The organism is Ramlibacter algicola (assembly GCF_016641735.1).
In the GTDB taxonomy this organism is placed as follows: domain Bacteria; phylum Pseudomonadota; class Gammaproteobacteria; order Burkholderiales; family Burkholderiaceae_C; genus Ramlibacter; species Ramlibacter algicola.
In genome coordinates this window covers 2,246,189-2,270,224 of the sequence record NZ_JAEDAO010000001.1, presented here as the reverse complement: position 1 = coordinate 2,270,224, position 24,036 = coordinate 2,246,189, and the positions used below count along the sequence as shown (strand labels likewise).

The window sequence follows — 24,036 nt, the reverse complement described above, 5'->3', positions numbered from 1 at the left end:
GAGGTCGGGAGGGGGGCGCCCCCGCCCCAGCCCTCCGCGGTCATTCGGCCACGGCCCGTTTGATGTGCTCCAGCACGTCCTTCGCGCTGGCGGGGATCGGCGTGCCGGGGCCGTAGATGCCCTTCACGCCGGCGTCGTAGAGGGACTGGTAATCCTGCTGCGGGATCACGCCGCCGACGAACACGATGATGTCGCCGCCGCCCTGCTTCTTCAGTTCCTCGAGGATCGCGGGCACCAGCGTCTTGTGGCCGGCCGCGAGCGTCGACACGCCGACCGCGTGCACGTCGTTCTCGATCGCCTGGCGCGCGCATTCCTCGGGCGTCTGGAACAGCGGGCCCATGTCGACGTCGAAGCCGAGGTCGGCGTAGGCGGTGGCGACGACCTTGGCGCCGCGGTCGTGGCCGTCCTGGCCCAGCTTGGCGACCATCACGCGCGGCCGCCGGCCATGGTCTTCAGCGAACTGCGCGATCTCCTGCTGGAGCTTTTCCCACCCTTCGGCGGAGTCGTAGGCGGCTGCGTACACACCGGTCACCTTCTGCGTGTCGGCGCGGTGGCGCCCGAAGACTTTCTCCAGCGCGTCGGACACCTCGCCCACGGTCGCGCGCAGGCGGATGGCGTCGATGGCCAGGGCCAGCAGGTTGCCCTGCCCCGATTGCGCGGCGGCGGTGAGCGCGTCCAGCGCCTGCTGCACCTTGGCGCCATCGCGCATGGCGCGGATCTGCTGCAGGCGCGCGACCTGCTGCTCGCGCACCATGTGGTTGTCAACCTCGAGGATCTCGACCGGGTCTTCCTTCGCGAGGCGGTACTTGTTGACGCCGACGATCACGTCCTTGCCCGAGTCGATGCGCGCCTGCTTCTCGGCGGCCGCGGCCTCGATCTTCAGCTTGGCCCAGCCCGAGTCGACGGCGCGCGTCATCCCGCCCATGGCGTCGACTTCCTCGATGATCTTCCAGGCGGCATCCGCCATCTCCTGGGTCAGCTTCTCCATCATGTAGCTGCCGGCCCAGGGGTCGATCACGTTCGTGATGTGCGTTTCCTCCTGGATGATCAGCTGCGTGTTGCGCGCGATGCGCGAGCTGAACTCCGAAGGCAGCGCGATCGCCTCGTCGAAGCTGTTGGTGTGCAGCGACTGCGTGCCGCCGAACACCGCGGCCATCGCCTCGATGGTGGTCCGCACGACGTTGTTGTACGGGTCCTGCTCGGTGAGCGACCAGCCCGAGGTCTGCGAGTGCGTGCGCAGCATCAGGCTCTTGGGGTTCTTCGCGCCGAAGCCCTGCATGATCCGGCACCACAAGAGGCGCGCCGCGCGCATCTTGGCGATCTCGAGATAGAAGTTCATCCCGACCGCCCAGAAGAAGGACAGGCGGCCCGCGAACGCATCGACGTCCAGCCCCTTGGCCAGCGCCGTCTTCACGTACTCCTTGCCGTCGGCCAGCGTGAACGCGAGTTCCAGCGCCTGGTTGGCCCCCGCCTCCTGCATGTGGTAGCCGGAGATCGAGATCGAGTTGAACTTCGGCATGTGCGACGCCGTGTACTCGATGATGTCGCCCACGATGCGCATCGAGGGCTCGGGCGGGTAGATGTACGTGTTGCGGACCATGAACTCCTTGAGGATGTCGTTCTGGATGGTCCCGGACAGTTGGTCCTGCTTCACGCCCTGCTCTTCGGCGGCGACGACGTAGCCCGCCAGCACTGGCAAAACGGCGCCGTTCATCGTCATGGACACCGACACCTTGTCCAGCGGGATGCCGTCGAACAGGATCTTCATGTCCTCGACCGAGTCGATCGCCACGCCGGCCTTGCCGACGTCGCCGAACACGCGAGGGTGGTCGCTGTCGTAGCCACGGTGGGTCGCCAGGTCGAACGCGACCGAGACGCCCTGCCCGCCGGCGGCCAGCGCGCGGCGGTAGAAGGCGTTGGACTCCTCGGCGGTGGAGAAGCCCGCGTACTGGCGGATCGTCCACGGGCGCACCGCGTACATCGTGGCCTGCGGGCCGCGCAGGTAGGGCGCGAAGCCCGGCAGGGTGTCGGCGTGCTGCAGTCCTTCGAGGTCGGCGGCGGTATAGAGCGGCTTGACGCGGATGCCGTCGGGCGTCACCCAGGCCAGCGCGTCGAGGTCGCCGCCGGGCGCGGACTTGGTGGCGGCTTGCGTCCACGCGGCCAGGCCGGCGCGGGGAAATTCGGGAGTCTTGGACATGGAGGGGATGCGCGAGAGTGCGGCATCTTACCGCAACGGGCAGCCCCATAATTATTGATTCAGAACGCCTCGCCACCCTAGAATCGCAGCCATGTCGGCCCTTTCGCTCGCCCCGCGCGCCCTCTACGAAGAGGTGGCCGAGCAGTTGCGCCAGCGCATCTTCCGACGCGAACTGGAGCCGGGCAGCTGGATCGACGAGGTGAAGATCGCGCAGGAGTTCGGCATCAGCCGCACGCCGCTGCGCGAAGCGCTGAAGGTGCTGGCCGCCGAGGGCCTGGTGACGATGAAGGTGCGCCGCGGGGCGTACGTCACCGAGGTGTCCGAGCGCGACCTGGCCGAGGTCTACCACCTGCTCGCACTGTTGGAGAGCGACGCCGCGGCCGTCGTCGCGTCCACCGCCACCGACGCGCAGCTGGCCGAGTTGCAGGCGCTGCACGACGAACTCGAAGGCGCGACACGGGACCGCGACCGTTTCTTCGCGCTCAACGAGCGCTTCCACATGAAGCTGCTGGACCTGGCCGGCAACCGCTGGCGCAACCAGCTCGTCGCCGACCTGCGCAAGGTGATGAAGCTGAACCGGCACAACTCGCTGCTGAAAGCCGGCCGCATCGACGAGAGCCTGGCCGAGCACGGCCGGCTGGTGAAGGCGCTGCAGGCGCGCGACGCCGCCGCGGCGCACCAGCGCATGCAGGAACACTTCCGCAACGGGCTGCAGGCCGCGGCCTAGGAGCCTGGGCGGCAGAGAGACGGGTTCGCGTTGGGTCGAGAAGGGGCCAGAGGCTAGGCGCGGGCGCGGGTCCAGCCCGGCCGGCTGGACCCGTGGCCGCAACGACGCATCTGGCCCCTTATCGGCCCAACCCTTCGGGCCGTGACCAGAAACGCGCCATGCGTCGTTACGGCCTCCTTCTGTACATCGAGTACAGCGCGTCGGACCTCGCCTAGCCTGGCGCGTTTCTGGTCGCGGCGCGGACCCGTCTCTCTGCCGCCCAGGCTCCTGCTGGTGCGGCACAGCCGCACACCACTCCAACAGTCGCACACACACGGCCAGCGCCGAGCTTCCTAGAGTGGCCCCGTGGCACAGGCGTGCCGTCCAGGGAGCCCGACATGAAGTCCAGCATCACGCGCGCCCGTGGCGCGATCGCCGGTGGCGCCGCCGCCCTCGCCCTCGCGCTGCTCGGCGGCTGCGCGTCCGCACCGCACGGCGTCGACTGGAACCGCGTCTCCGCGCGCGACCAGCACCTGTACTTCCCCGGCACGGTGGCGGACGTGCGCCCGCTGGCGATCGTCACCGCCGGCGCGAATGGGATGGTGCTGGGTGGTGGACCCGCCCCCGCCGCCGAGATGGTGGCGCAGGACGGCCAAGTGATGCTGGTGACGTCCGAGCGCGCCACCGCGCTGCGCGCCAACCAGACGCAGTCGCTGGGCGCCGGGCCGGTGATGCCGACGCCCGCGGGACCCGACGCGCAGCCCAAGTGAGGCCGCGCCGGGCGGCCGTCAGTCGGCCTTCGCGCCGGACTCCTTGACGACCTTCGCCCACTTCACCAGCTCGGCCTGCTGGAAGGTGGCGAGCTGCTCCGGCGTGCCGGGATTCGGCTCGAGGCCCAGCGTGGCGAGCTTCTCCTTGACGTCGGGCATCGCGAGCACGCGCGCCGTCTCGGCATTGATCTTCATCTGCACGTCACGCGGCAGGCCCGCGGGCGCGAACAGCGCGAACCACGAGGTCGCCTCGAACCCGGGCAGGCCGGTCTCCGCCAGCGTCGGGATGTCCGGCGCCGCCGGCGAGCGCTTGGCGCTGGTGACCGCGATGGCCCGCAGCTCGCCGGTCTTCACCAGCGGCAGCGCCGAGGGCATGTTGTCGAAGATCATCTGGATGCGCCCGCCCAGCAGGTCCGGGATGGCGGCGGCGCGGCCCTTGTAGGGGATGTGCTGCATCTTCACCCCGGCCATGGTGTTGAACAGCTCGCCGGACAGGTGGATCGACGTGCCGCTGCCACTGGAGCCGAACGACAGCGGCTGCTTCTTCGCGAGGGCGATGAGCTCCTGCGTCGTCTTCGCCGGCACGTCCTTGTTGACGACCAGCAGGTTCGGCGTGGACGCGAGGAAGACGATCGGCGTGAAGTCCTTCTGCGCGTTGTAGGGCATCGTGGCGTACAGCGCCGGATTGATCGAGTGCGTGCCGACCGTGCCGACGACGAGGGTGTGCCCGTCCGCCGCGCTCTTGGCGACGAAGTCGGCGCCGATGTTGCCGCCGGCGCCGGGCTTGTTGTCGACGGTGACCGTCTGGCCCAGCGAACTCCACTTGTCCGCCAGGATGCGCGCCAATGTGTCCGGCGCGCCGCCGGGCGTGAACGTCACGACGATGCGGATCGGCTTGGTCGGCCAGTGGACCTGCTGGGCGAATGCGGGAGCGGCGGCCAAGGCGAGCGTGGCCAGCGCGATCGAGCGGCGATTGAACATCCGGTGTCTCCTGGTGGGCTTGTGGGGCCATTCTGCCCAGTGCCCCGGGCGTGCTGCACCGGGTAAGCGAGGGGCCCGCCACGGAATGCCGCTGGGCATGATCGCGCGTCGAAACGATCCTTGAGCACCGCATGCCTCGTGCCCACCGCGCCCTTCTTGCCCTTGCCGCTGCCCTCGCCTTCGCGCCGGTGTGCGCCCAGGAGGCGCGGCCGGCGCCGCCGCTGCCGATCGCCGACGTGCATTTCCACCTGATGCTGTTCATGACCCCGGCGGACCTGAAGGAGCATATGGACCGGCACAACATCCGCTGGACGCTGAGCGCCGGCGCCGTGGGCAACCCCGGCGTCGCCTCGCCCGCGACGCGCGATGCCGCGGTGCGGCAGTTGCTGGGCGAGCGCTTCATCCCCGCCACGGGCGCGTCCGAGACCTACCTGGCCGAGCGCCGCATTGGCCCGCGGTTCTACTCCGACGAGCCGGGACCCGAGCGGGAAGAGGCCCTGGGCCGCATCGACACGCAAATGGCGGCGCCGCCGCGCATGCTGGCCGAGACCTTTCCCAATGCCGAGACGTCGAGCGCCGACCCGCTGCGCCGCCGCCGCGTCGCCACGGACGGACCGTTCTTCCGCCGGCTGATGGCCATCGCGGTGCGCGAGAAGCGGCCGGTGCCGATGCACATGCAATGGCATCCCGACTCGGTGGCGCAGCTGTCGCAATTGCTGCAGGACCATCCGGGCGGCCAGGTGCTGCTGTCGCATTGCGGCAAGGACACCACGGCGGCAGACATTCGCACGATGCTCGACAAGCATCCCAACCTGTTCTGCGACCTGAGCTTCCGCGGCGCGCCGCTCGCCTTGCAGGAGAGCCAGAAGGATCCCAACCGGCTGGTCTTCTGGGGGCCGGGCCTGTTGCAGGCCGCCGGCATCCGGCCGGAATGGCGCCAGCTGATCGAAGACCATTCCGACCGGTTCATGGTGGGGATCGACGACGTGCACAGCTGGGGCGTGTACGACGACACCGTGGCGGCCATCCGCGAGGGCGTGCTGGCGAAGCTGACGCCCGCCACCGCCGAGAAGGTGGCATGGCGCAACGCCGAGCGGCTGTTTCGCCTGCCGCCGGTCGAGGCACCGGCGGCGGCGAACTAGGCGGTCAGAACGCCGCGATCCCGGTCTGTGCGCGCCCGAGGATGAGGGCGTGGATGTCGTGGGTGCCTTCGTAGGTGTTCACGACTTCCAGGTTCACGAGGTGGCGGGCGACGCCGAATTCGTCGCTGATCCCGTTGCCGCCCATCATGTCGCGCGCGGTCCGCGCGATGTCCAGCGCCTTGCCGCAGGAGTTGCGCTTCAGGATCGACGTGATCTCCACGGACGCCGTCCCATCGTCCTTCATGCGACCGAGGCGCAGGCAGCCCTGCAGGCCCAGCGTGATCTCGGTCTGCATGTCGGCCAGCTTCTTCTGGATCAGCTGGTTGGCCGCGAGCGGCTTGCCGAACTGCTTGCGGTCCAGCACGTACTGGCGGGCGCGGAACCAGCAGTCTTCCGCCGCACCGAGCGCGCCCCAGGCGATGCCGTAGCGGGCGGAGTTCAGGCACGTGAACGGGCCCTTCAGGCCGCGCACCTCGGGGAACGCGTTCTCCTCGGGGCAGAACACCTCGTCCATCACGATCTCGCCGGTGACGGAAGCCCGCAGGCCCACCTTGCCCTGGATCTTCGGTGCGGACAGGCCCTTCCAGCCCTTCTCCAGCACGAAGCCGCGGATCGCGCCTTCGTCGTCCTTGGCCCAGACGACGAACACGTCGGCGAAGGGCGAGTTGGAGATCCACATCTTGCTGCCCGTCAGCTTGTAGCCGCCGTCCACCTTGCGGGCCCGCGTGACCATGCTGGCGGGATCGGAGCCGTGGTTCGGCTCGGTCAGGCCGAAGCAGCCGATGAACTCGCCGGTGGCCAGCTTGGGCAGGTACTTCTGCTTCGTGGCCTCGTTGCCGAATTCGAAGATCGGCACCATCACCAGCGAGGACTGCACCGACATCATCGAGCGGTAGCCCGAGTCGACGCGCTCGACCTCACGGGCGATCAGGCCGTAGCTGACGTAGTTGAGGCCGGCGCCGCCGTACTGCTCCGGGATGGTCGGACCGAGCAGGCCCAGCTCGCCCATCTCGCGAAAGATCTTCGGATCGGTGGTCTCGGTGCGGAACGCTTCGAGCACGCGCGGTGCCAGCCTCTCCTGGCAGTACGCGGCGGCCGCGTCGCGCACGGCGCGCTCGTCGCCGGTGAGCTGCTGGTCGAGCAGCAGCGGGTCGGCCCAGTGGAACGTGGCCTTGGTTGCCATGGAAAGCTCCAAATAGAAAATTCAGTCGGGAAGGACGGCAGTGACCTCGATCTCGATCTTGGCACGGTCCTCGATCAGCGCTTTCACTTCCACGGCGGTCATGGCGATGTCGTAGTGGCCGATCAGCTCGCGGAACGCGGCGCCCACTTGGCGGCCGGCCGCGAGGTATTCGCGCTTGTCGGTGACGTACCAGGTCATCCGGACGATATCTTCCGGCTTTCCGCCGGCGGCCCGCAGCACGTCGGCGACATTGCGCAACGCCTGCGTCGCCTGCTCGCCGAAATCGTCGCTGTGGAATTGCTGCTCGGCGTCCCAGCCGATCATCCCCGCGATGGACAGGATGCGGCCGCGCGCCAGCACGGCATTGGCATAGCCCTTGGGGCGCGGCCAGCCCTCGGGCAGGATGGCCTGGTGGCTCACTTCGTCTCGCATGGCGTGTCCTTCAGCAGTTCGCGGGCGATGATCAGTTGCTGCACTTCGCTGGCGCCTTCGTAGATGCGCAGCGCGCGGATGTCGCGGTAGAGGGTTTCGACGGGCTGGCCGCTGACCACGCCGAGGCCGCCGAACACCTGCACGGCGGCGTCGATCACCTGTTGCGCGCCTTCGGTGGCGGCCAGCTTGGCCATGGCGGCTTCGCGCGTGACGGTGCGGCCCTGGTCGCGCTGCCAGGCGGCGCGGTAGACCAGCAACGCGGCGCTGTCGATCGTCAGCGCCATCTGCGCCAGCTTGGCCTGCGTGAGCTGGAAGTCGGCGAGCACGCCGTTGAACATCTTGCGCGTCGTTGCACGGCGCAGCGCCTCGTCCAGCGCGCGTCGCGCGAAGCCCAGCGCCGCGGCAGCCACGGACGTGCGGAAGACGTCGAGCGTGCGCATCGCGACCTTGAAGCCTTCGCCCGGCTCGCCGATGCGCTGCGACAGCGGCACCCTGCAGTTGGTGAAGCGCAGGCGCGCCAGCGGATGCGGGGCGATCACTTCGATGCGCTCGGCGATCTCGAACCCGGGCGTGCCCGCGTCGACGATGAAGGCACTGATGCCGCGCGAGCCGGGCGCCTCGCCGGTGCGGGCGAACACCACGTAGAAATCGGCGATGCCGCCGTTGGAGATCCACGTCTTCTCGCCGTCGAGCACGGCGTGGTCGCCGTCGATGCGCGCAGCGCACTGCATCGCGGCAACGTCGGAGCCCGCGTCGGGTTCGGACAAGGCGAACGCGGCGATCGCCTCGCCCGAAGCGACGCGCGGCAGGTAACGTTGCTTCTGCGCCGGCGTGCCCTGCAGGCTGATCGCGCCCGAGCCCAGGCCCTGCATCGCGAAGGCGAAGTCGGCCAAGCCGCTGTGGCGCGCGAGGGTTTCCCGGATCAGGCAGATGGCCCGCGTATCGATCGCGGGAGACGCACCCCACTCCCCGCCGACGGCGTGGCGCAGCCAGCCGGCCGCGCCGAGCGATTTCACCAGAGCGCGGCACTCGGCGTCGACGTCGGGGCCGTGCGCGTGGGGCACGTGCTGCGTGGCCCAGGCGTCGAGGGACGTGGCGAGCTCCTTGTGCCACGGCTCGAGGAAAGGCCAGTCGAGATAAGCGGTGTCCGCCATCTCAGTTCCCCTCGAACACCGGCTTCTGCCTGGCCACGAACGCCTTGTACGCGCGGGTGAAGTCCTCGGTCATCATGCAGATGGCCTGCGCCTGTGCCTCGGCTTCGATGGCCTGGTCGATGGTCATCGCCCACTCCTGGTGGAGCATGGTCTTGGTGATGCCGTTGGCGAAGGTCGGGCCGGACGCGATGTCGGTGGCGAGCTTCTGCGCTTCGGCGAGCACGGCGTCCGGCTCGCACAGGCGGTTGAAGAAGCCCCAGCGCTCGCCCTCCTCGCCCGTCATCGAGCGGCCCGTGTACAGCAGTTCGCTCGCACGCCCCTGGCCGATGATGCGCGGCAGCAGCGCGCAGGCGCCCATGTCGCAACCGGCCAGGCCGACGCGGTTGAACAGGAACGCGGTCTTGCTGCGCGTCGTTCCCAGGCGCAGGTCGGAAGCCATCGCGACGATCGCGCCAGCCCCGGCGCACACGCCGTCGATCGCCGCGACGATCGGCTGCGGACACGCGCGCATCGTCTTCACCAGGTCGCCCGTCATGCGCGTGAACATCAGCAGTTCCGGCGCTTCGAGTTGCACCAGCGGGCCGATGATCTCGTGCACGTCGCCGCCGGAGCAGAAGTTGCCGCCCGCGCCCGTCACCACGACGGCATGCACGTCGGTGGCATGGCGCAGCTGGCCGAACAGGTCGCGCAGTTCCGCGTACGAATCGAACGTGAGCGGGTTCTTGCGCTCGGGCCGGTTCAGCGTGATGGTCGCGACCTTGCCCTGCACCGACCAGCCGAAGTGGCGTGCGGCATAGCCTGCCAGTTTCTTGCGGTTGCCCGCCACCAGCGCCGGGTCGACCCGGTTGTCCGTGTCCTGCATGTCGTCTCCTTGTCGTGGGCTCAGGCGCCCTGCGCCCGGTTGGCCTGCTCGAGGGCACTCAGGCCGGCGTTCTGCGCGGCCACCTGCCGGTCGCGTTCGAGGTTGCGCTCCAGCTGCGACTTGCCCGACAGGTACTGCACGGGCCAGCGCACGCCGGTGTACCCGAGCTTGGCGGCTTCGTGCAGCGTCCAGGCCGGATCGGCCAGGTGTGGCCGTGCGATCGCGCACAGGTCCGCACGCCCGGCCGCGATGATGCTGTTGACCTGGTCCGCATCGGTGATGGCGCCGACGGCCATCGTCGCGATGCCCGCTTCGTTGCGCACGCGGTCGGCGAACGGCGTCTGGTACATGCGGCCGTACACCGGCTTCTGCTTCTTGCTCACCTGGCCCGACGAGCAGTCGACCAGGTCGCAGCCCGCGGCCTTGAACATGCGCGCGATCTCCACCGCGTCGTCCGGCGTGATGCCACCGTCGACCCAGTCGTGCGCGGAGATGCGCACCGACATCGGCAGGTGCTGCGGCCAGGCGGCGCGCATCGCGCGGAAGATCTCCAGCGGATAGCGCAACCGGTTCTCCAGCGAGCCGCCGTACTCGTCGGTGCGCTGGTTGGTCAACGGCGAAATGAAGCTGGAGAGCAGGTAGCCGTGCGCGCAGTGCAGCTCCAGCCAGTCGAAGCCAGCCTGCGCCGCGAAGCGCGTACTGCGCACGAAATCGTCACCCACGCGGTCCATGTCGGCGCGAGTCATCGCACGCGACCAGTCGCTCACGCCGTCGATGTACTGCTGCGGCGAAGCGGACAGCAGTGGCCAGTTGCCTTCGGCCAGCGGCTGGTCCTCGCCTTCCCAGGGCACGCGCGTCGATCCCTTGGGACCCGCGTGGCCCAGCTGCATGGCGATCTTCGCGTCCGTGTTGGCATGGACGAAATCGACGATGCGCTTCCAGCCCGTGCACTGCTGCTCGCTCCACAGGCCGGGGCAGCCCGGCGTGATGCGCGCGTCGGCCGACGTGCAGGTCATCTCCGCCACCACCATGCCCGCGCCGCCCATGGCGCGCGCGCCGAGGTGGACGAGGTGGTAGTCGGCCGGCACGCCGTCGACGCAGGAGTACTGCGCCATCGGCGAGACGACGACGCGGTTCTTCAGCGTGACGTCGCGCAGCTTGAAGGGCGTCAGCATCGGCGGCACCGACTGCTGCGCGGGCTCGCGCCGCACGCCGGCCACCTGCGCAATCCAGTCTTCGTGCTGCTCGACGTAGCCGCGGTCGCGCAGGCGCAGGTTCTCGTGGCTGATGCGCTGGCTGCGCGTCAGCAGCGAGTAGGCGAACTGGCGCGGCGGCAGGTTGACGTAGCGATCGACGTTCTCGAACCACTCGGTCGAGTTGCGCGCCGCGTTCTGGATCTTCAACACCTCGACGCTGCGCACGGCCTCGTAGGTGGCCAGCGCCTGCGGCAGGTCACCGTCCGCGGCGCCGATGCGGCGCGCGAGCTCGATCGCGTCCTCCAGCGCGAGCTTGGTGCCCGAGCCGATCGAGAAGTGCGCCGTGTGCGCGGCGTCACCCATCAGCACCACCGGCTGCCGGCCGTTGTGGTGCACCCAGGTGCGGCACACCACGCGCGGGAACCGGATCCATTGCGACGAGCCGCGCAGGTGCGACGCGTTCGACATCAGAGGCTGGCCATCGAGGTATTTCGCGAACAGCCGCTCGCAGAAGGCGATCGCCTCCTCCTTCGGCATGTCCTCGAGGCCTGCCTTGCGCCAGACGTCCTCGGGCGTCTCGATGATGAAGGTCGAGGTGTCGCCATCGAACTGGTACGCGTGCGCCTGGAACCAGCCGTGCGGCGTCTCCTCGAACGCGAAGGTGAACGCCTCGAACTTCTTGTGCGTGCCCAGCCAGACGAAGCGGCAGTCGCGCAGGTCGATGTCGGGCTGGTAGGTCGCCGCGTAGCGCGTGCGGACACGGCTGTTCAGGCCGTCGCTGGCGATCACCAGGTCGGCATCGGCGTAGGCGGACTCGTCCTGCACGTCGGTCTCGAACTGCAGCTTGACGCCCAGGTCCTCGCAGCGCTTCTGCAGGATGTTCAGCAGGCGCTTGCGGCCGATGCCGCAGAAGCCGTGGCCGCCCGAGCGAAAGGTCTCGCCGCGGATGTGGACCTCGATGTCGTCCCAGTGGTTGAACGCGCCGAGGATCTCGTCCGCCGTCGGTGCGTCCGCGGCCTGCAGGTTGCCCAGCGTCTGGTCGGAGAACACGACGCCCCAGCCGAAGGTGTCGTAGGGGCGGTTGCGCTCGACGACGGTGATGTCGTGGCGCGGGTCCTGCTTCTTCATCAGCAGGGCGAAGTACAGGCCGGCCGGGCCGCCGCCGATGCAGACGATCTTCATGGATGCTCCAAGCCTGGATAATTGAAGTTTAAAGCATCTGGGTGGCCGCGCCACCCTCGCACGGTCGCGTTCAGGCGATCGCGGGCGCCCCCTGGTGCGCCAGCCGCATCACCACGCGCGGGTCTTCGGCCTTCAGGCGGTGATCGCTCCAGACCTGGCGCCAGCGCCGCGCGCCAGGCAGGCCGTGGCGCAGCCCGAGCATGTGGCGCGCGATCGACGCCCACGGGGTGCCGTGCGCGGACGCTTCGCGCACCATGTACTCGACCATCGCCTCCTCGACCGCTTCGCGCGTGAGGTCGCGCGGCGCGTCGCCGTAGAAGTCCTGGTCCCACGACGCCAGCCACCAGGGGTTGTGGTACGCCTCGCGGCCGATCATGGCGCCGTCGACGTGCTGCAGTTCCTCGCGCACCTGCGCCGTGGTGGTCAATCCGCCGTTGATGGCGATCACGAGGTGCGGGAACTCGCGCTTGAGACGGTGCACCAGCTCGTAGCGCAGCGGCGGCACCTCGCGGTTCTCCTTCGGCGACAGACCCTTCAGCCAGGCATTGCGCGCGTGCACGATGAACACGCGGCAGCCTGCTTCCGACACCACGCCGATGAAGTCGCGCACGAAGTCATAGCTCTCGGTCTTGTCGATGCCGATGCGGTGCTTGACGGTCACGGGCACCGCCACGGCGTCGACCATCGCCTTCACGCAGTCGGCCACCAGCTGCGGCTCGGCCATCAGGCAGGCGCCGAACGCGCCGCGCTGCACCCGCTCGCTCGGGCAGCCGCAGTTCAGGTTGATCTCGTCGTAGCCCCACTGCTCGCCCAGCTTGGCGCAATGCGCCAGGTCGTGCGGCTCGCTGCCGCCCAGCTGCAGGGCGACCGGATGCTCGTCGTCGCCGAAGTCGAGGTGGCGCGGCACGTCGCCGTGCAGCAGCGCGCCCGTGGTCACCATCTCGGTGTACAGGAGGGCGCGGTCGCTGAGCAGGCGGTGGAAGTGGCGGCAGTGGCGGTCGGTCCAGTCCATCATGGGAGCCACCGACAGGCGCCACTGCTCCGCGGAAGGGAAAGCAGTCACGGCCGCCATCGTACCGGGCACCGCGCGGGCGACTTCCTACAGGGGCAAGCCTCGCCGGACGACAGTGCGACCGCGGCACCGGGGCTGCAATGCAGGGAACGAAGCAGAAAGAGCCGTTTCCCGATGAAGCACTTCGAGCTCACGAAGGACATGACCAACATCCGCGGGCAGTTCTACCCGACGGGCCACATCCTGCTGATGCTGCCCGACGCCGGTGCCGCCGAGGCAGCGGGCCGCGCCCTGGTGGACGCGGGCCTGGCCGATGCCGACATCCAGCTGATCACGCCCGAGGTGATGCTGGGCCAGGTCGTCCGCACCATTGGCGATTCGGGTGCGACGCTCCCCTCGCCCGGTACCGAGGCCGACACCGTGCGGCGGTTCGCGCAGTACGCCTCGCAGGGCCACCACGCGTTGCTCGTGCGTGCGCCGGACAGCGACGACAGCGAGCGGGTGATGCACGCGCTGCGCGGCCATCCCGTCGCGCACGCGCAGAAGTACCGGATGCTGGTGATCGAGGACCTGGCCTGACCGTCACGGGGACGCCGATGCATCGGCCGACACCGAAGCGGAGGCCGATGCGTCCGTCGTCCGGAACGGGTCGCTGAAGCGCGGGTCCACCGCCAGCACGGGGTCGCTGAGCGTGCGCAGGAACGCCACCAGCGCCGCCTTGTCCTCCGTCGACAGGTTGGGCCGGGCCGGCGTGCCATCCGGGTTCTTCAGGCGCCCGTCGAGGCCAGGGCCGTCCTGCACGCCCGAACTGTAGTGCTCCACGACCTGCTCCAGGCTGGAGAACCGGCCGTCGTGCATGAAGGCGCCCGAGTGGCCGACGTTCTTCAACGACGGTGACTTGAAGCGGATCGCCTCGCCCGCGTCGAGGCCGTTGTTGCCGGAGTTGGTCAGCGCGAAGGTCGGCGGCGCGTGGCAGGCGGCGCAGTTCTGGCCGCCTTCGTTGCGCGGCGCCATGAACAGGAAGCGCCCGCGGTTCTCTTCCTCGGTGAAGTTCGGGAAGGGCTTGTTGAAGCCCTTGTCGGGCAATGCCGCGTCGAACACCTTCGCCGCGCCTTCGTCCCATCGGCTGTTCGTCGACACGATGCCGCGCACGAACTGCGCCAGCGCCTGCTGCACGCGTTGCTCGTTGATCGCGGGATCGCCGAAGGCCGCCGTGAACAGGTCGCTGTAGTACGGCAGCTGCTGCAGGCGCTGCGTCGCCGCCGCGAGGCCGCCATGCGCGGCGTCGAAGCCCTGCTCCACCGGGTTCTGCACCGGCTGCGTGACCTGCTCCTGCAAGGTGGCGGCTCGCTTGTCCCAGAACATCGTGCCGGGCTGGTAGTACCGCACGTTGGCCAGCCGCATGGCGTGTCGGTTGCCGGTGAGGCCGTCGACGCCCAGCGAAAAGCGAGTCGCATCGCCGAAGTCGGTCGCCTGGTTGTGGCAGGTGGCGCACGACACCGCGCCACTGACGCTCAACTGGCGCTCGTAGAACAGCACACGCCCGAGCGTTGCGACCACCGGCGATTCCACCGTGCCGACCGGCGTGTTCTCCAGCGCCCCGACGCCCGCGAAGTGCGCGGGCAGCGTCGGCGCGTAGCTGGGGAGCTGCGGGTCGAGGCGCAGCACGGCGGCGACCTGCGGGGATTGCGACACCGACGCGGGCACCGCCGCGGCGGATGGCGTGGCAGTGGCTGCTGCGGACGGCGGCTGGGCCGGCCCGCCGCCTCCACCGCCGCCACAACCGGTGATCAGCGCCGTGATCGCGGCGGTGGCGGGGGCATGGCGCCAGGTCCCGTGCAAGCTCAGGGGCATCGTCTGCTTCCTCGTTGGTCGATCAAAGTCGGCCATTCTTGGAAGCAACCGTGGAGGCATTGCGGAGGAAGGCCGCAGGCGCGGCTCATCCTGCGGTCGCGCTCAGGCTGTGGCGAGCGACGTGGCTTCGAGTCGGTAGCCGGCCCCGTAGACGGAAACGATGGCCACCGCGTCCCCGCACGCGGGCGCGAGCTTGCGCCGCAGGTTCTTCACGTGGCTGTCCACGGCGCGGTCGCTCGGCGCGCGCGAGCCATCGTCGGCGGGATCGAGCAGGTCCTCGCGCGTGAACAGGTGGCCGGGGCGCGACAGCAGCTTGCGTAGCAGGCGATATTCCTGCGGCGTGAGCGGCAGCCAGGCCTCGCCGAACGCGATGCGCCGGCCCGCGTCGTCGACGCGGAACCCATGCTGCGACACGCTGGCGCCGAGGCGGCCCTCGGCGCGGCGCAATTGCGCCTTGATGCGGGCGAGGATCTCGCGCGTGCCGAATGGCTTGCACACGTAGTCGTCGGCGCCCAGCTCGAGGCCGAGCGCGCGGTCGATCTCCTCGTCGCGCGCGCTCAGCATGATGATCGGCACGGCGGAAAAGCGGCGCAGCTGGTGGCACACCTCGAGGCCGTCCAGGCCCGGCAGGGTGACGTCCAGCAGCACCAGCGCCGGTTCGGCCCGGCGCACCTCGGGCTCCACGTGCAGGCCGTTCATCAGCACGGTCGTGGCGAAGCCCTGCGACTGCAGGTACTCGGACAACGCCGCGCCGATCGACGCATCGTCTTCGACGATCAGGATTCTTTTTCTTTGGGTCACTCGCGGGTCGGGACCCTCGCCCGTTGTCAGCCGGCGCTCGGGGGTCCTCATCAGGAACAAGCCCTCCACAATGCATGAAGCCCGCGTTCCCGCGGGCTTCATGTCGTGACGACTGTGACATCCGGAACCGGAATTAAACCGGCCCGGAAACCGTTGACGGCTCAGCACTAGTGCATGTGCATGCCGCCGTTGATCGAGAAATCGGCGCCGGTGGTGTACCCGCTCTCCTCGCCCGCCAGCCACGCGATGATCGACGCGATCTCGGACGGCTCGCCGAGCCGCTTGACCGGGATGGTGGCGATGATCTTGTCCAGGACGTCCTGGCGCACGGCGCGGACCATGTCGGTGCCGATGTAGCCCGGGCTGACGGTGTTGACGGTCACGCCCTTGCCCGCCAGTTCCTGCGCCAGCGCCATCGAGAAGCCGTGCATGCCGGCCTTGGCCGCCGAGTAGTTGGTCTGCCCCGACTGGCCCTTCTCGCCGTTGACCGACGAGATGTTGACGATGCGGCCCCAGCCCCGCTCGACCATGTCGCTGACCACCTGCTTGGTCACGTTGAACATGGAGTTGAGGTTGGTCTCGATCACCGCGTCCCAGTCCTCGCGCGTCATCTTGAGGAACATGCGGTCGCGGGTGATGCCGGCGTTGTTCACCAGCACGTCGATCGGGCCGTGCTCGGCCTTGGCCTTGCTGAACGCGCTGACCGTCGAATCCCACTCGGCGACGTTGCCGACCGACGCGTGGAAGGTGAAGCCCTGCGCCTTCTGCTCGTCGAGCCACTTGGTGTAGTCGCGCGATGGACCGCAACCCGCGATGACCTTGAAGCCTTCCTTGTGCAGGCGTTGGCAGATGGCGGTGCCGATGCCCCCCATGCCCCCGGTGACGTAAGCGATCTTCTGCTGAGCCATGTGTTCTCCTTGCAAATTGCGACAAAGCCGGGGTGCGTGCCGAAGCCGCGGACGCGACCCACTCTAGCCAATCAACCCCGGTCCACGGCGAGGGAAACTCCCATGCCGCCGCCGATGCAAAGCGCGGCGAGCCCCTTCTTCGCGTCCCGGCGCTGCATCTCGTGCAGCAGCGTGACGAGGATGCGCGCACCGGACGCACCGATGGGGTGGCCCAGCGCGATGGCGCCGCCGTTGACGTTGACCTTGGCCGGGTCGATGTCCAGCGCCTTGTTGACCGCACAGGCCTGCGCCGCGAAGGCTTCGTTGAGCTCGAACAGGTCGACGTCCTGCACCTTCCAGCCGGCGCGCTGCAGCGCCTTGCGCGAGGCGGGCACCGGGCCCATGCCCATCGTGGCCGGATCGAGGCCGGAGGTGCCGAACGAGGCGATGCGCGCCAGCGGCTTCAGGCCCAGCGCCTGCGCCTTCTTCGCCGACATCACGACCAGCGCCGCGGCGCCGTCGTTGATGCCCGATGCATTGCCGGCCGTCACCGTGCCGGCCTTGTCGAACGCCGGGCGGAGACCCGCGAGCGCCTCGGCACTGGTCTTCTTGTTGATGAACTCGTCCTGCGCGAAGACGACCGGGTCGCCCTTCTTCTGCGGGATGGAGACGGGGACGATCTCGTCCTTGAACCGGCCGGCTTCCTGCGCGCCCGCGGCCTTCCGCTGGCTGGCCAGCGCGAGCTCGTCCTGCGCGGCGCGCGCGATGTTGTGCTCCCTGGCGACGTTCTCGGCCGTGACGCCCATGTGGTACTGGTTGTAGACGTCCCAGAGGCCGTCGACGATCATCGAATCGATCATCTTCCAGTCGCCCATGCGCTGGCCGTCGCGCGAGTTCAGCAGCACGTGCGGCGCGGCGCTCATGTTCTCCTGCCCGCCCGCGACCACGATCTCGGCATCGCCCCAGGCGATGGCCTGCGCGGCCAGCATCACGGCCTTCAGGCCCGAGCCGCAGACGGCGTTGATGGTCAGGCCCGGCACTTCCTTGGGCAGCCCCGCCTTGATCAGCGCCTGGCGCGCGGGGTTCTGCCCCGAGCCCGCCGCGAGCACCTGGCCCATGATGACTTCGCTGACCTGCGCCGGGTCGACGTTGGCGCGCGCGAGCGCCTCGCGGATCACGATGGCGCCGAGCTCCGGCGCGGGCACCTTGGCGAGCGAGCCGCCGAACTTGCCGATCGCGGTGCGAACGGCGGAAACGATGACGATGTCTTCCATGGGGGCGTTCCTTTGGGATGGGGGTGGATCGCGGCTTTCGCCGGGATGAAGTCCTTCGCTGCGCTCAGGACTTCACCTTCACGTAGCGGCCGGGGGCGGGCTCGATCGCTTTGTACTGCGTTCCCTTGCCGTAGCGCTTGGGCGCGGCCACCTGCTTGCCGCCGTGCGGCTTGAGCCAGGCGGTCCAGTCGGTCCACCAGCTGCCCGGATGCTCGGTGGCGCCGGCGAGCCACTCCTCGTGCGTCGCGGGCAGCTTGTCGTTGGTCCAGTACGAGCGCTTCTTCTTCGCCGGCGGGTTGATCACGCCGGCGATGTGGCCGGACGCGCCCATCACGAAGCGCTTCTTGCCCGGCAGGTGCTTGACGCTCGCATACGCGGCGTCGATCGGCACGATGTGGTCCTCGCGCGAGCCGTAGATGTAGACCGGCAGGTCGACCTTCCGGAAATCGATCTTCTCGTCGCAGACCACGAGCTTGCCCGGCTTGACCAGGTTGTTCTCGAGGTAGGTGTTGCGCAGGTACCAGGCGTACATCGGGCCCGGCAGGTTGGTCGAGTCGCTGTTCCAGTAAAGCAGGTCGAACGCGGGCGGCGTCTCGCCCTTGAGGTAGTTGCCGACGACGTAGTTCCACACCAGGTCGTTCGGGCGCAGGAAGCTGAAGGTCGACGCGAGCTCCTGGCCCTTGAGCATGCCGCCGCTGGCCAGTTGCATCTCGCGGAACTTCACGAATGCCTCGTCGATGAACACGTCCAGCACGCCGGTGGTCGTGAAGTCCAGCAGCGTGGTCAGGAACGTCGCCGAGTGCACCGGCTTCTCGCCGCGCGCCGCCAGCACCGCCAGCGCGGTGCCGAGCAGCGTGCCGCCGACGCAGAAGCCCAGCGCGTTGATCTGCTTGCTGCCACCGATCTCCTGCACGACGCGGACCGCCTCGATCGGGCCGTCGGCGACGTAGTCGTCCCACGTCAGCTGCTGCATCGACTCGTCGGGATTGCGCCAGCTCACGACGAAGGTGCGGTGGCCCTGGTCGACGAGGTGCTTGACCAGCGAGTTCTCCGGCTGCAGGTCGAGGATGTAGAACTTGTTGATGCAAGGCGGCACGACCAGGTACGGCCGCTCGTACACCTTGGCCGTCGTCGGCTTGTATTCGACCAGCTGGAACAGTTCGTTCTCGTAGACGACCGCGCCTTCGGTGGTGGCGACGTTGCGCCCGACCTCGAACTGGCTCTCGTCGGTCATCGACACGTGGCCCTGCTGCATGTCGTGCAGCAGGTTCTGCAGGCCCTTGGCGATGCTTTCGCCGCGCGTCTCGATCGCCTTCTTCTGCGCCTCGGCATTGAGCGCCATGAAGTTGCTCGGCGCGGTTGCGGCCATCCACTGCTCCACCGCGAAGCGCAGGCGCGCCTTGGTCTTGGCGTCGGTCTCGGTCGCGTCGACCAGGCCCATCAGCGTGCGGCCATTGAGCAGGTACACGGCCGCCGTGAACGCGGCGACCGGGTTGCCGCCCCATGCCTCGGAGGCAAAGCGCTTGTCGCTCGCCGCGGCGCCCGCCAGTCCCTTGTTCCACAGCTCCGCCGCTTCCTGCAGGTACGCCTGCTGCAGGGCCGCGAGCTTGTCGGGGGAAAACTGGATCTGCGGGAGAGCGGCGGGACCCGCCGCAGTCGGAGGCTGGAAGCTGCCGAAAGCCTGCATCGCCTTCGTCCACTGCTCGCCGAGCGTGTGCTGGAAGTGCTGCGCGGCGGCCGCCCACGTTGGGTCAGAATGCATCCTTGTCTCCTGTTCTTCGGGGTTTTCCCGCAGTATCGCAGCTTCAATGTTGCACCGCAACATCCAGCCAGCTCTCCATGTACATCGTCGCAGTCGCGTGGCTGTATGTCGCGCTCATGATGGCCGTGGCCGAAGCCACGAACAGCAACGGCACCGTGCTCGGTGCCATCGTCACGTTCGTGTTCTACGGTCTCGCGCCGGTGGCGCTCTTGATGTACATCATGGGCACCCCGGCCCGCAAGAAGGCCATGCGCGCCCGGGAGCAAGCTGAGCGGGAAGCGGCGCAGGCCGCGGCCGCGTCAGGCCAGCCAGATGCTGGCGGCGAAGCGGCCGCTGACGCGGTCACGCCGGTGCGAAAAGAACCGTGACCCCTGCGTCACGGTGCACCACGCGTCGCTGCCGTCGTTGCCTTCCACCTGCGTGATGCCCAGTCCGGCCAGCTGCCGGCGCGCGAGTGCCGGAAGATCCGCCAGGAACTTGCCTTGCGCGTGCGGCCTGAAGAAGCGCACCGCGTCCGCATCGTCTTTCGTGAAGGCAGCGAGCACGTCTTCACCCACCTCGAACCGCTGCGGGCCGATGCAGGGGCCGAGCCACGCACGCAGCCGCACGCCATCGCCCACGCCCATCGCTTGCAGCACGTTCGGCAGGACGCCGCCAGCGAGTCCGCGCCAGCCGCAGTGCGCGGCGCCCACGATGCCGTCCCGCGCATCCGCGAGCAGCACCGGCATGCAGTCGGCGACGAGGATCGTGCAGGCGATGCCGCGCTCGCGCGTCCAGCACGCATCGGCCTCGGTGCCATCGGGTGTCGCCGCGCTGAGCGGCACGATGCCCGTCCCGTGCACCTGGCGCAGGAACACGGGTCGCGCACCAAGCGCTTCCGCATAGCGGCGACGGTTCGCGGCGACCGCGGCCGGGTCGTCGTTCACGTGGTCACCCAGATTGAGGCTGTCGTACGGCGCGTTCGACACGCCGCCCGTGCGGGTCGAGCAGGTGGCGAGCACGCCGTCGCCGGCGGGCCAGTCGCCGGCCAGCCAACCGGACCGCAACGCGACGCTCACGCTTCGTTGTCCGGTTGATGGGATGGTTGCGCGCGCTGGAACGCGGGCAACTCCATGCAGGCATCGAACGCGGCCATCGTGCGATCGAGGCCGGAGTAGTCGGTGTTGAAGCGCTTGCCGTTGAAGATCTGCGGCACCAGGCAGCAGTCGACCAGCGTCGGCGTGTCGCCGTACGCGTACTTGCCGCGCGGCAGCTGCGCGAGTTCACGCTCGAAGGCCAGCAGGCCCTCGCGCACCCAGTGGCGGTACCACGTGGCCTTGGTCTCCTCGTCCACCTTCAGTTCCTGCGTGAGGTACTTCAGCACGCGCAGGTTGTTCAGCGGATGGATCTCGCACGCGATCAGCTGCGACAACGCGCGGACGCGCGCACGCCCCAGGGGATCGCGCGGCATGAGCGGCTGTTGCGGATGCGTTTCGTCGAGCCACTCGATGATCGCCATCGACTGCCCGAGGTGCTCGCCGGCATCGGTGACCAGCGTGGGCACCAGCATCGAGGGCGACAGCGCCGCGTAGCCTTCCTGCTTGTGCTCGCCCTTGACCAGGTGCACGGGCACGTACTCGTACGGCAGGCCCTTGAGTTCGAGCGCGATGCGCACGCGGAACGACGCCGAGGAGCGGAAGTAGTTGTGCAGCTTCATGCGGCAAGGATAAACCCGCGGAAAGCCGCCGCTACACTGGCGCGACGGGTTGCGGCACGCCCGAAGGAGCAGCGATGAAAGCCGAGCAGAACGAGCGCGTCACGCGCATCGGCCCCGGCACCGCCTGCGGCGCGTTGATGCGCCGCTACTGGCAGCCGGTGGCGCTGGTGGACGAATTCGATCCGGTCCTCGACCCCCGCATGGCGAACCGGCCGCTCAAGGCCGTGCGCGTACTGGGGCAGGACCTCATCGTCTTCCGCGACGCGTCCGGACGCTGGGGCCTGCTCGATCGCGACTGCCCGCACCGCAACGCCGACCTTGCGTTCGGCCGCCACGAAGGTGATGGCGTGCGCTGCCCCTTCCACGGCTGGAAGTTCGACGCGGCCGGCGCCTGCCTGGAGACGCCCGGCGAGCCCGCCGGCAGCCGCCTTTGCGAACGCGTCAAGCAGCGCAGCTACCCGGTGCTCGAACGCAGCGGCATCCTGTTCGGCTGGTTCGGCGACGAAGGCAGCGAGCCGCCGCCCTTCCCTGCCTTCGACTGCTTCGCCGCGCCGGGCACGCACACCTTCGCGTTCAAGGGCCTGTGGCACTGCAACTGGCTGCAGGCGTTCGAAGTCGGCATCGACCCGGCGCATCCTTCGTTCCTGCACCGCTTCCTCAGCGACGAGGCGCTCGACGCGATCGGCGACAACCCGGCGGGCAAGCAGTTCCGCAGCGCCAGCGCAGGCGAAGCGCCCGGTGGCGAGAAGTGGCCGATGACGCGGATCATGCGGGAGTTCCACCAGCCGGAGATCAGTTTCGAACCGCGTCCCTGGGGCCTGCAGCTCACCGCGCTGCGCCCGATGACGCAGGACCTGACGCACGTGCGCGTGACGCATGCGATCTTTCCGCACACCTTCGTCATCCCGCTGTCGGAGACGCTCACGATCACGCAGATGCACGTGCCGGTCGACGACACGCACACCTACTGGTATTCGGTGTTCACCAGCTTCGCGGGCCCGGTCGACAAGGCCGCGATGCGCAACCAGCGGCTGCAGTTCATCTCGCTGCCGGACTACGTCCCGAAGTCCGGTCGCCACAACGGCTGGGGGTTCAACCCCGACGAGCAGCGCACGCGCACCTTCCTCGGCATGGGCGAGGAGGACATCAACGTGCATGACCAGTGGGCGGTCGAGAGCATGGGGCCGATCCAGGACCGCACGCGTGAGCACCTGGGCACCACCGACAAGGTCATCATGGCCAACCGGCGGATGCTGCTGCAGGCGATCGACTCGGTCGAACAAGGTGGATCCGCGCCCGGCGTCGCCGACGCGTCGCTGGCCAGCGGGATGCACGGCCCCGACACCGTCGACGGCATCGCCCCCGCGGGCGCCTGGCCCACCTGGTGGCGCGAGCGTGCCGACGCCAAGCGCGCCGGCGCGCCCTGGACCGGGAAGGCGCCCGCCGCCGCGACGGTGGCATGAGCAGCTTCGCCCAGCGCTGCGGCCTCGACGACGCGCAGCGGCAGCATTCCGCCGCGCAGCTCTCGGGGCTGATCGAGGCCAGCGGCGTCGACCTGGTGCGCATCGCGTGGTGCGACCTGCACGGCGTCACGCGCGGCAAGGCGCTGACGGTCCGCGCCGCGCAGCGCGCGCTGCACGAGGGCATCAGCATGGTCAGCACGCTGATGCTCAAGGACACCTCGGATCGCACGGCGTTCAAGGTATTCGAGCCGGGCGGCACCGCGTCGCTGCCCGGCTTCGCATTCGCCAACAACCTCCTGCTGCTGCCCGACCCGGACAGCTACCGGCAGCTGCCATGGGCGCCGGCCACCGGCTGGTTGCGCGCGCAGCCCTGGTTCCAGGACGGCACGCCGGTGTCGCTGGACAGCCGGCGCGTGCTGCAGGACGCGCTCGCGCGGCTGGCACCGCGGGGCCTGGCGATGCGCTGCGGGCTCGAGGTCGAGTTCCACATCTACCGCATCACCGACGACGCACCCGAACTCGACCCGGAGACTGCCGCGTGGCCCGGCCAGCCACCGGGCGTGCGCCTGATCCACCCCGGCTACAACCTGCTCGCCGAGAACTGGGGCGACCTCGCCGACGACGCGCTGCGCGTCGTGCGGCGCACGGCGGAAGGCCTGGGCCTGCCGCTGTCGTCGCTGGAGATCGAACTCGGCCCGAGCCAGGTGGAGGCCGTGTTCGACGCGACCGATGCGCTCACCGCCGCCGACAACATGGTGCTGTTCCGCAATGGCGTGCGGCAGGCGCTGCGCCGCGCTGGCTACCACGCGACCTTCATGTGCCGCCCGCCCTTCCCCGAGATCATGTCCAGCGGCTGGCACCTGCACCAGTCGCTGGTCGACGCGGAGACGGGCCGCAACGTGTTCATGCGCGAATCACCGGCGGCCGGCTCAACGCCCGCCGATGCGACGCATGCCTTGAGCGACCTCGGCGCGCAGTACCTCGCCGGCTTGCTAGACCACGGCCGCGCGATGGCCGTGTTCTGCACGCCGACCGCCAACGGCTTCGGCCGCTTCCGCCCGAACGCGCTCGCGCCGCAGTCGGTGCTGTGGGGGAGCGACAACCGCGGCGCGATGCTGCGCGTCGTCGGCGGTGCCGGCGATGCGGCAACGCGCATCGAGAACCGCATCGGCGAACCGGCAGCGAACCCGTACCTGTACTTCGCGTCGCAGGTGCATGCGGGCCTGGACGGCATCGAGCGCGGCCTGCAACCGCCACCCGCTACGGAGGCGCCCTACGGCCCGGCCGACGTCCGCCTGCCGACCTCGTTGGGTGAGGCGATCGAAGCGCTGCGCGCCGACGAGCCGCTGGTGCGCGCGTTCGGCAGCGGCTTCGTCGACTACTTCTGCCAGGTCAAGGCGTTCGAGCACCAGCGCCACGAGGCGGCGCAGGACAAGCTGGACTTCCAGCGGCGCGAGTACTTCTCGCGCTTTTGAGCCCTGC

22 protein-coding genes are annotated in these 24,036 nt (G+C 69.2%); 7 read left to right on the top strand and 15 right to left on the bottom strand.

Annotated elements, in window-relative coordinates; genetic code table 11:
* Window positions 1-40 precede the first annotated feature (40 nt).
* Window positions 41-2,197: a methylmalonyl-CoA mutase gene (gene scpA / locus I8E28_RS11080; RefSeq protein ID WP_200788120.1), complete on the bottom strand. Its 2,157-nt coding sequence runs from the start codon at window positions 2,195-2,197 to the stop codon at window positions 41-43.
* A 91-nt stretch (window positions 2,198-2,288) separates the two neighbouring features.
* Between scpA and I8E28_RS11075 the strand changes: the two genes are divergently transcribed.
* Together I8E28_RS11075 and I8E28_RS11070 are read left to right on the top strand one after the other, a co-directional pair.
* The gene (locus tag I8E28_RS11075; protein ID WP_200788119.1) at window positions 2,289-2,924 is read left to right on the top strand and encodes a GntR family transcriptional regulator; all 636 of its coding nucleotides are present in this window, start codon (window positions 2,289-2,291) and stop codon (window positions 2,922-2,924) included.
* 377 nt (window positions 2,925-3,301) lie between these two features.
* Complete coding sequence (locus I8E28_RS11070; protein ID WP_200788118.1) at window positions 3,302-3,673, top strand: hypothetical protein; 372 nt, start codon at window positions 3,302-3,304, stop codon at window positions 3,671-3,673.
* A gap of 18 nt (window positions 3,674-3,691) precedes the next feature.
* Here I8E28_RS11070 and I8E28_RS11065 read toward each other — a convergent pair whose 3' ends face one another.
* Window positions 3,692-4,654, bottom strand: coding sequence for a Bug family tripartite tricarboxylate transporter substrate binding protein (locus I8E28_RS11065; RefSeq protein ID WP_200788117.1), 963 nt, complete (start codon window positions 4,652-4,654; stop codon window positions 3,692-3,694).
* A 131-nt stretch (window positions 4,655-4,785) separates the two neighbouring features.
* Here I8E28_RS11065 and I8E28_RS11060 point away from each other — a divergent pair, with 131 nt between their 5' ends.
* Window positions 4,786-5,796, top strand: a complete 1,011-nt coding sequence (locus I8E28_RS11060; protein ID WP_200788116.1) for an amidohydrolase family protein — start codon at window positions 4,786-4,788, stop codon at window positions 5,794-5,796.
* Window positions 5,797-5,800: 4 nt separating this feature from the next.
* Here I8E28_RS11060 and I8E28_RS11055 read toward each other — a convergent pair whose 3' ends face one another.
* The 6 genes from I8E28_RS11055 to dusA form a co-directional block, all read right to left on the bottom strand.
* A complete protein-coding gene (locus I8E28_RS11055; protein ID WP_200788115.1) occupies window positions 5,801-6,979 on the bottom strand; it encodes an acyl-CoA dehydrogenase in 1,179 nt (392 codons plus the stop codon).
* 21 nt (window positions 6,980-7,000) lie between these two features.
* A complete protein-coding gene (locus tag I8E28_RS11050) occupies window positions 7,001-7,411 on the bottom strand; it encodes a RidA family protein (RefSeq protein WP_200788114.1) in 411 nt (136 codons plus the stop codon).
* Window positions 7,396-8,565: an acyl-CoA dehydrogenase family protein gene (locus I8E28_RS11045; RefSeq protein WP_200788113.1), complete on the bottom strand. Its 1,170-nt coding sequence runs from the start codon at window positions 8,563-8,565 to the stop codon at window positions 7,396-7,398. The genes I8E28_RS11050 and I8E28_RS11045 overlap by 16 nt, the downstream gene beginning before the upstream one ends.
* A gap of 1 nt (window position 8,566) precedes the next feature.
* Window positions 8,567-9,427, bottom strand: a complete 861-nt coding sequence (locus I8E28_RS11040) for an enoyl-CoA hydratase family protein (RefSeq protein WP_200788112.1) — start codon at window positions 9,425-9,427, stop codon at window positions 8,567-8,569.
* Between the two features lie 20 nt (window positions 9,428-9,447).
* Window positions 9,448-11,805: a bifunctional salicylyl-CoA 5-hydroxylase/oxidoreductase gene (locus I8E28_RS11035; RefSeq protein WP_200788111.1), complete on the bottom strand. Its 2,358-nt coding sequence runs from the start codon at window positions 11,803-11,805 to the stop codon at window positions 9,448-9,450.
* A 70-nt stretch (window positions 11,806-11,875) separates the two neighbouring features.
* Window positions 11,876-12,877 (bottom strand): tRNA dihydrouridine(20/20a) synthase DusA, encoded by a 1,002-nt coding sequence (dusA, locus tag I8E28_RS11030; RefSeq protein ID WP_200788110.1) that lies wholly within the window; start codon window positions 12,875-12,877, stop codon window positions 11,876-11,878.
* Window positions 12,878-12,991: 114 nt separating this feature from the next.
* Between dusA and I8E28_RS11025 the strand changes: the two genes are divergently transcribed.
* Entirely contained in the window at window positions 12,992-13,396 is a 405-nt protein-coding gene (locus I8E28_RS11025) for an RNA-binding protein (RefSeq protein ID WP_200788109.1), read from the top strand.
* 3 nt (window positions 13,397-13,399) lie between these two features.
* On the opposite strand, the gene I8E28_RS11020 is transcribed toward I8E28_RS11025, so the two are convergent.
* The 5 genes from I8E28_RS11020 to I8E28_RS11000 all read right to left on the bottom strand — a co-directional run bounded on the left by I8E28_RS11020 (window position 13,400) and on the right by I8E28_RS11000 (window position 19,395).
* A complete protein-coding gene (locus I8E28_RS11020) occupies window positions 13,400-14,671 on the bottom strand; it encodes a cytochrome-c peroxidase (protein ID WP_200788108.1) in 1,272 nt (423 codons plus the stop codon).
* 102 nt (window positions 14,672-14,773) lie between these two features.
* Window positions 14,774-15,523 (bottom strand): response regulator, encoded by a 750-nt coding sequence (locus I8E28_RS11015; RefSeq protein ID WP_200788107.1) that lies wholly within the window; start codon window positions 15,521-15,523, stop codon window positions 14,774-14,776.
* Between the two features lie 116 nt (window positions 15,524-15,639).
* A complete protein-coding gene (gene phbB, locus I8E28_RS11010) occupies window positions 15,640-16,380 on the bottom strand; it encodes an acetoacetyl-CoA reductase (protein WP_200788106.1) in 741 nt (246 codons plus the stop codon).
* Window positions 16,381-16,451: 71 nt separating this feature from the next.
* Window positions 16,452-17,633 carry an acetyl-CoA C-acetyltransferase gene (locus tag I8E28_RS11005; protein ID WP_200788105.1) on the bottom strand — a complete coding sequence of 394 codons (1,182 nt, stop codon included), beginning with the start codon at window positions 17,631-17,633 and terminating at the stop codon, window positions 16,452-16,454.
* 64 nt (window positions 17,634-17,697) lie between these two features.
* A complete protein-coding gene (locus I8E28_RS11000) occupies window positions 17,698-19,395 on the bottom strand; it encodes a PHA/PHB synthase family protein (protein WP_200788104.1) in 1,698 nt (565 codons plus the stop codon).
* Between the two features lie 77 nt (window positions 19,396-19,472).
* On the opposite strand from I8E28_RS11000, the gene I8E28_RS10995 reads away from it, so the two are divergent.
* The gene (locus I8E28_RS10995) at window positions 19,473-19,763 is read left to right on the top strand and encodes a hypothetical protein (protein ID WP_200788103.1); all 291 of its coding nucleotides are present in this window, start codon (window positions 19,473-19,475) and stop codon (window positions 19,761-19,763) included.
* Here the strand turns inward: I8E28_RS10995 and pgeF are convergent.
* Both pgeF and maiA read right to left on the bottom strand, forming a co-directional pair.
* Window positions 19,695-20,453, bottom strand: coding sequence for a peptidoglycan editing factor PgeF (pgeF, locus tag I8E28_RS10990; RefSeq protein WP_338050770.1), 759 nt, complete (start codon window positions 20,451-20,453; stop codon window positions 19,695-19,697). The two genes, I8E28_RS10995 and pgeF, sit on opposite strands and share 69 nt — an antisense overlap.
* Window positions 20,450-21,091 (bottom strand): maleylacetoacetate isomerase, encoded by a 642-nt coding sequence (gene maiA, locus I8E28_RS10985; protein ID WP_200788102.1) that lies wholly within the window; start codon window positions 21,089-21,091, stop codon window positions 20,450-20,452. The genes pgeF and maiA overlap by 4 nt, the downstream gene beginning before the upstream one ends.
* 74 nt (window positions 21,092-21,165) lie before the next feature.
* Between maiA and I8E28_RS10980 the strand changes: the two genes are divergently transcribed.
* The gene (locus I8E28_RS10980; RefSeq protein ID WP_200788101.1) at window positions 21,166-22,554 is read left to right on the top strand and encodes a Rieske 2Fe-2S domain-containing protein; all 1,389 of its coding nucleotides are present in this window, start codon (window positions 21,166-21,168) and stop codon (window positions 22,552-22,554) included.
* Window positions 22,551-24,029: a glutamine synthetase family protein gene (locus I8E28_RS10975; protein WP_200788100.1), complete on the top strand. Its 1,479-nt coding sequence runs from the start codon at window positions 22,551-22,553 to the stop codon at window positions 24,027-24,029. Before I8E28_RS10980 ends, I8E28_RS10975 begins: the two co-directional genes overlap by 4 nt.
* The last annotated feature ends 7 nt before the right edge of the window (window positions 24,030-24,036 follow it).

Coding starts and splice junctions, on each gene's coding strand:
- scpA (WP_200788120.1), bottom strand. CDS start 2,197: ATGTCCAAGACTCCCGAATTTCCCCGCGCCGGCCTGGCCGCGTGGACG.
- I8E28_RS11075 (WP_200788119.1), top strand. CDS start 2,289: ATGTCGGCCCTTTCGCTCGCCCCGCGCGCCCTCTACGAAGAGGTGGCC.
- I8E28_RS11070 (WP_200788118.1), top strand. CDS start 3,302: ATGAAGTCCAGCATCACGCGCGCCCGTGGCGCGATCGCCGGTGGCGCC.
- I8E28_RS11065 (WP_200788117.1), bottom strand. CDS start 4,654: ATGTTCAATCGCCGCTCGATCGCGCTGGCCACGCTCGCCTTGGCCGCC.
- I8E28_RS11060 (WP_200788116.1), top strand. CDS start 4,786: ATGCCTCGTGCCCACCGCGCCCTTCTTGCCCTTGCCGCTGCCCTCGCC.
- I8E28_RS11055 (WP_200788115.1), bottom strand. CDS start 6,979: ATGGCAACCAAGGCCACGTTCCACTGGGCCGACCCGCTGCTGCTCGAC.
- I8E28_RS11050 (WP_200788114.1), bottom strand. CDS start 7,411: ATGCGAGACGAAGTGAGCCACCAGGCCATCCTGCCCGAGGGCTGGCCG.
- I8E28_RS11045 (WP_200788113.1), bottom strand. CDS start 8,565: ATGGCGGACACCGCTTATCTCGACTGGCCTTTCCTCGAGCCGTGGCAC.
- I8E28_RS11040 (WP_200788112.1), bottom strand. CDS start 9,427: ATGCAGGACACGGACAACCGGGTCGACCCGGCGCTGGTGGCGGGCAAC.
- I8E28_RS11035 (WP_200788111.1), bottom strand. CDS start 11,805: ATGAAGATCGTCTGCATCGGCGGCGGCCCGGCCGGCCTGTACTTCGCC.
- dusA (WP_200788110.1), bottom strand. CDS start 12,877: ATGGCGGCCGTGACTGCTTTCCCTTCCGCGGAGCAGTGGCGCCTGTCG.
- I8E28_RS11025 (WP_200788109.1), top strand. CDS start 12,992: ATGAAGCACTTCGAGCTCACGAAGGACATGACCAACATCCGCGGGCAG.
- I8E28_RS11020 (WP_200788108.1), bottom strand. CDS start 14,671: ATGCCCCTGAGCTTGCACGGGACCTGGCGCCATGCCCCCGCCACCGCC.
- I8E28_RS11015 (WP_200788107.1), bottom strand. CDS start 15,523: ATGAGGACCCCCGAGCGCCGGCTGACAACGGGCGAGGGTCCCGACCCG.
- phbB (WP_200788106.1), bottom strand. CDS start 16,380: ATGGCTCAGCAGAAGATCGCTTACGTCACCGGGGGCATGGGGGGCATC.
- I8E28_RS11005 (WP_200788105.1), bottom strand. CDS start 17,633: ATGGAAGACATCGTCATCGTTTCCGCCGTTCGCACCGCGATCGGCAAG.
- I8E28_RS11000 (WP_200788104.1), bottom strand. CDS start 19,395: ATGCATTCTGACCCAACGTGGGCGGCCGCCGCGCAGCACTTCCAGCAC.
- I8E28_RS10995 (WP_200788103.1), top strand. CDS start 19,473: ATGTACATCGTCGCAGTCGCGTGGCTGTATGTCGCGCTCATGATGGCC.
- maiA (WP_200788102.1), bottom strand. CDS start 21,091: ATGAAGCTGCACAACTACTTCCGCTCCTCGGCGTCGTTCCGCGTGCGC.
- I8E28_RS10980 (WP_200788101.1), top strand. CDS start 21,166: ATGAAAGCCGAGCAGAACGAGCGCGTCACGCGCATCGGCCCCGGCACC.
- I8E28_RS10975 (WP_200788100.1), top strand. CDS start 22,551: ATGAGCAGCTTCGCCCAGCGCTGCGGCCTCGACGACGCGCAGCGGCAG.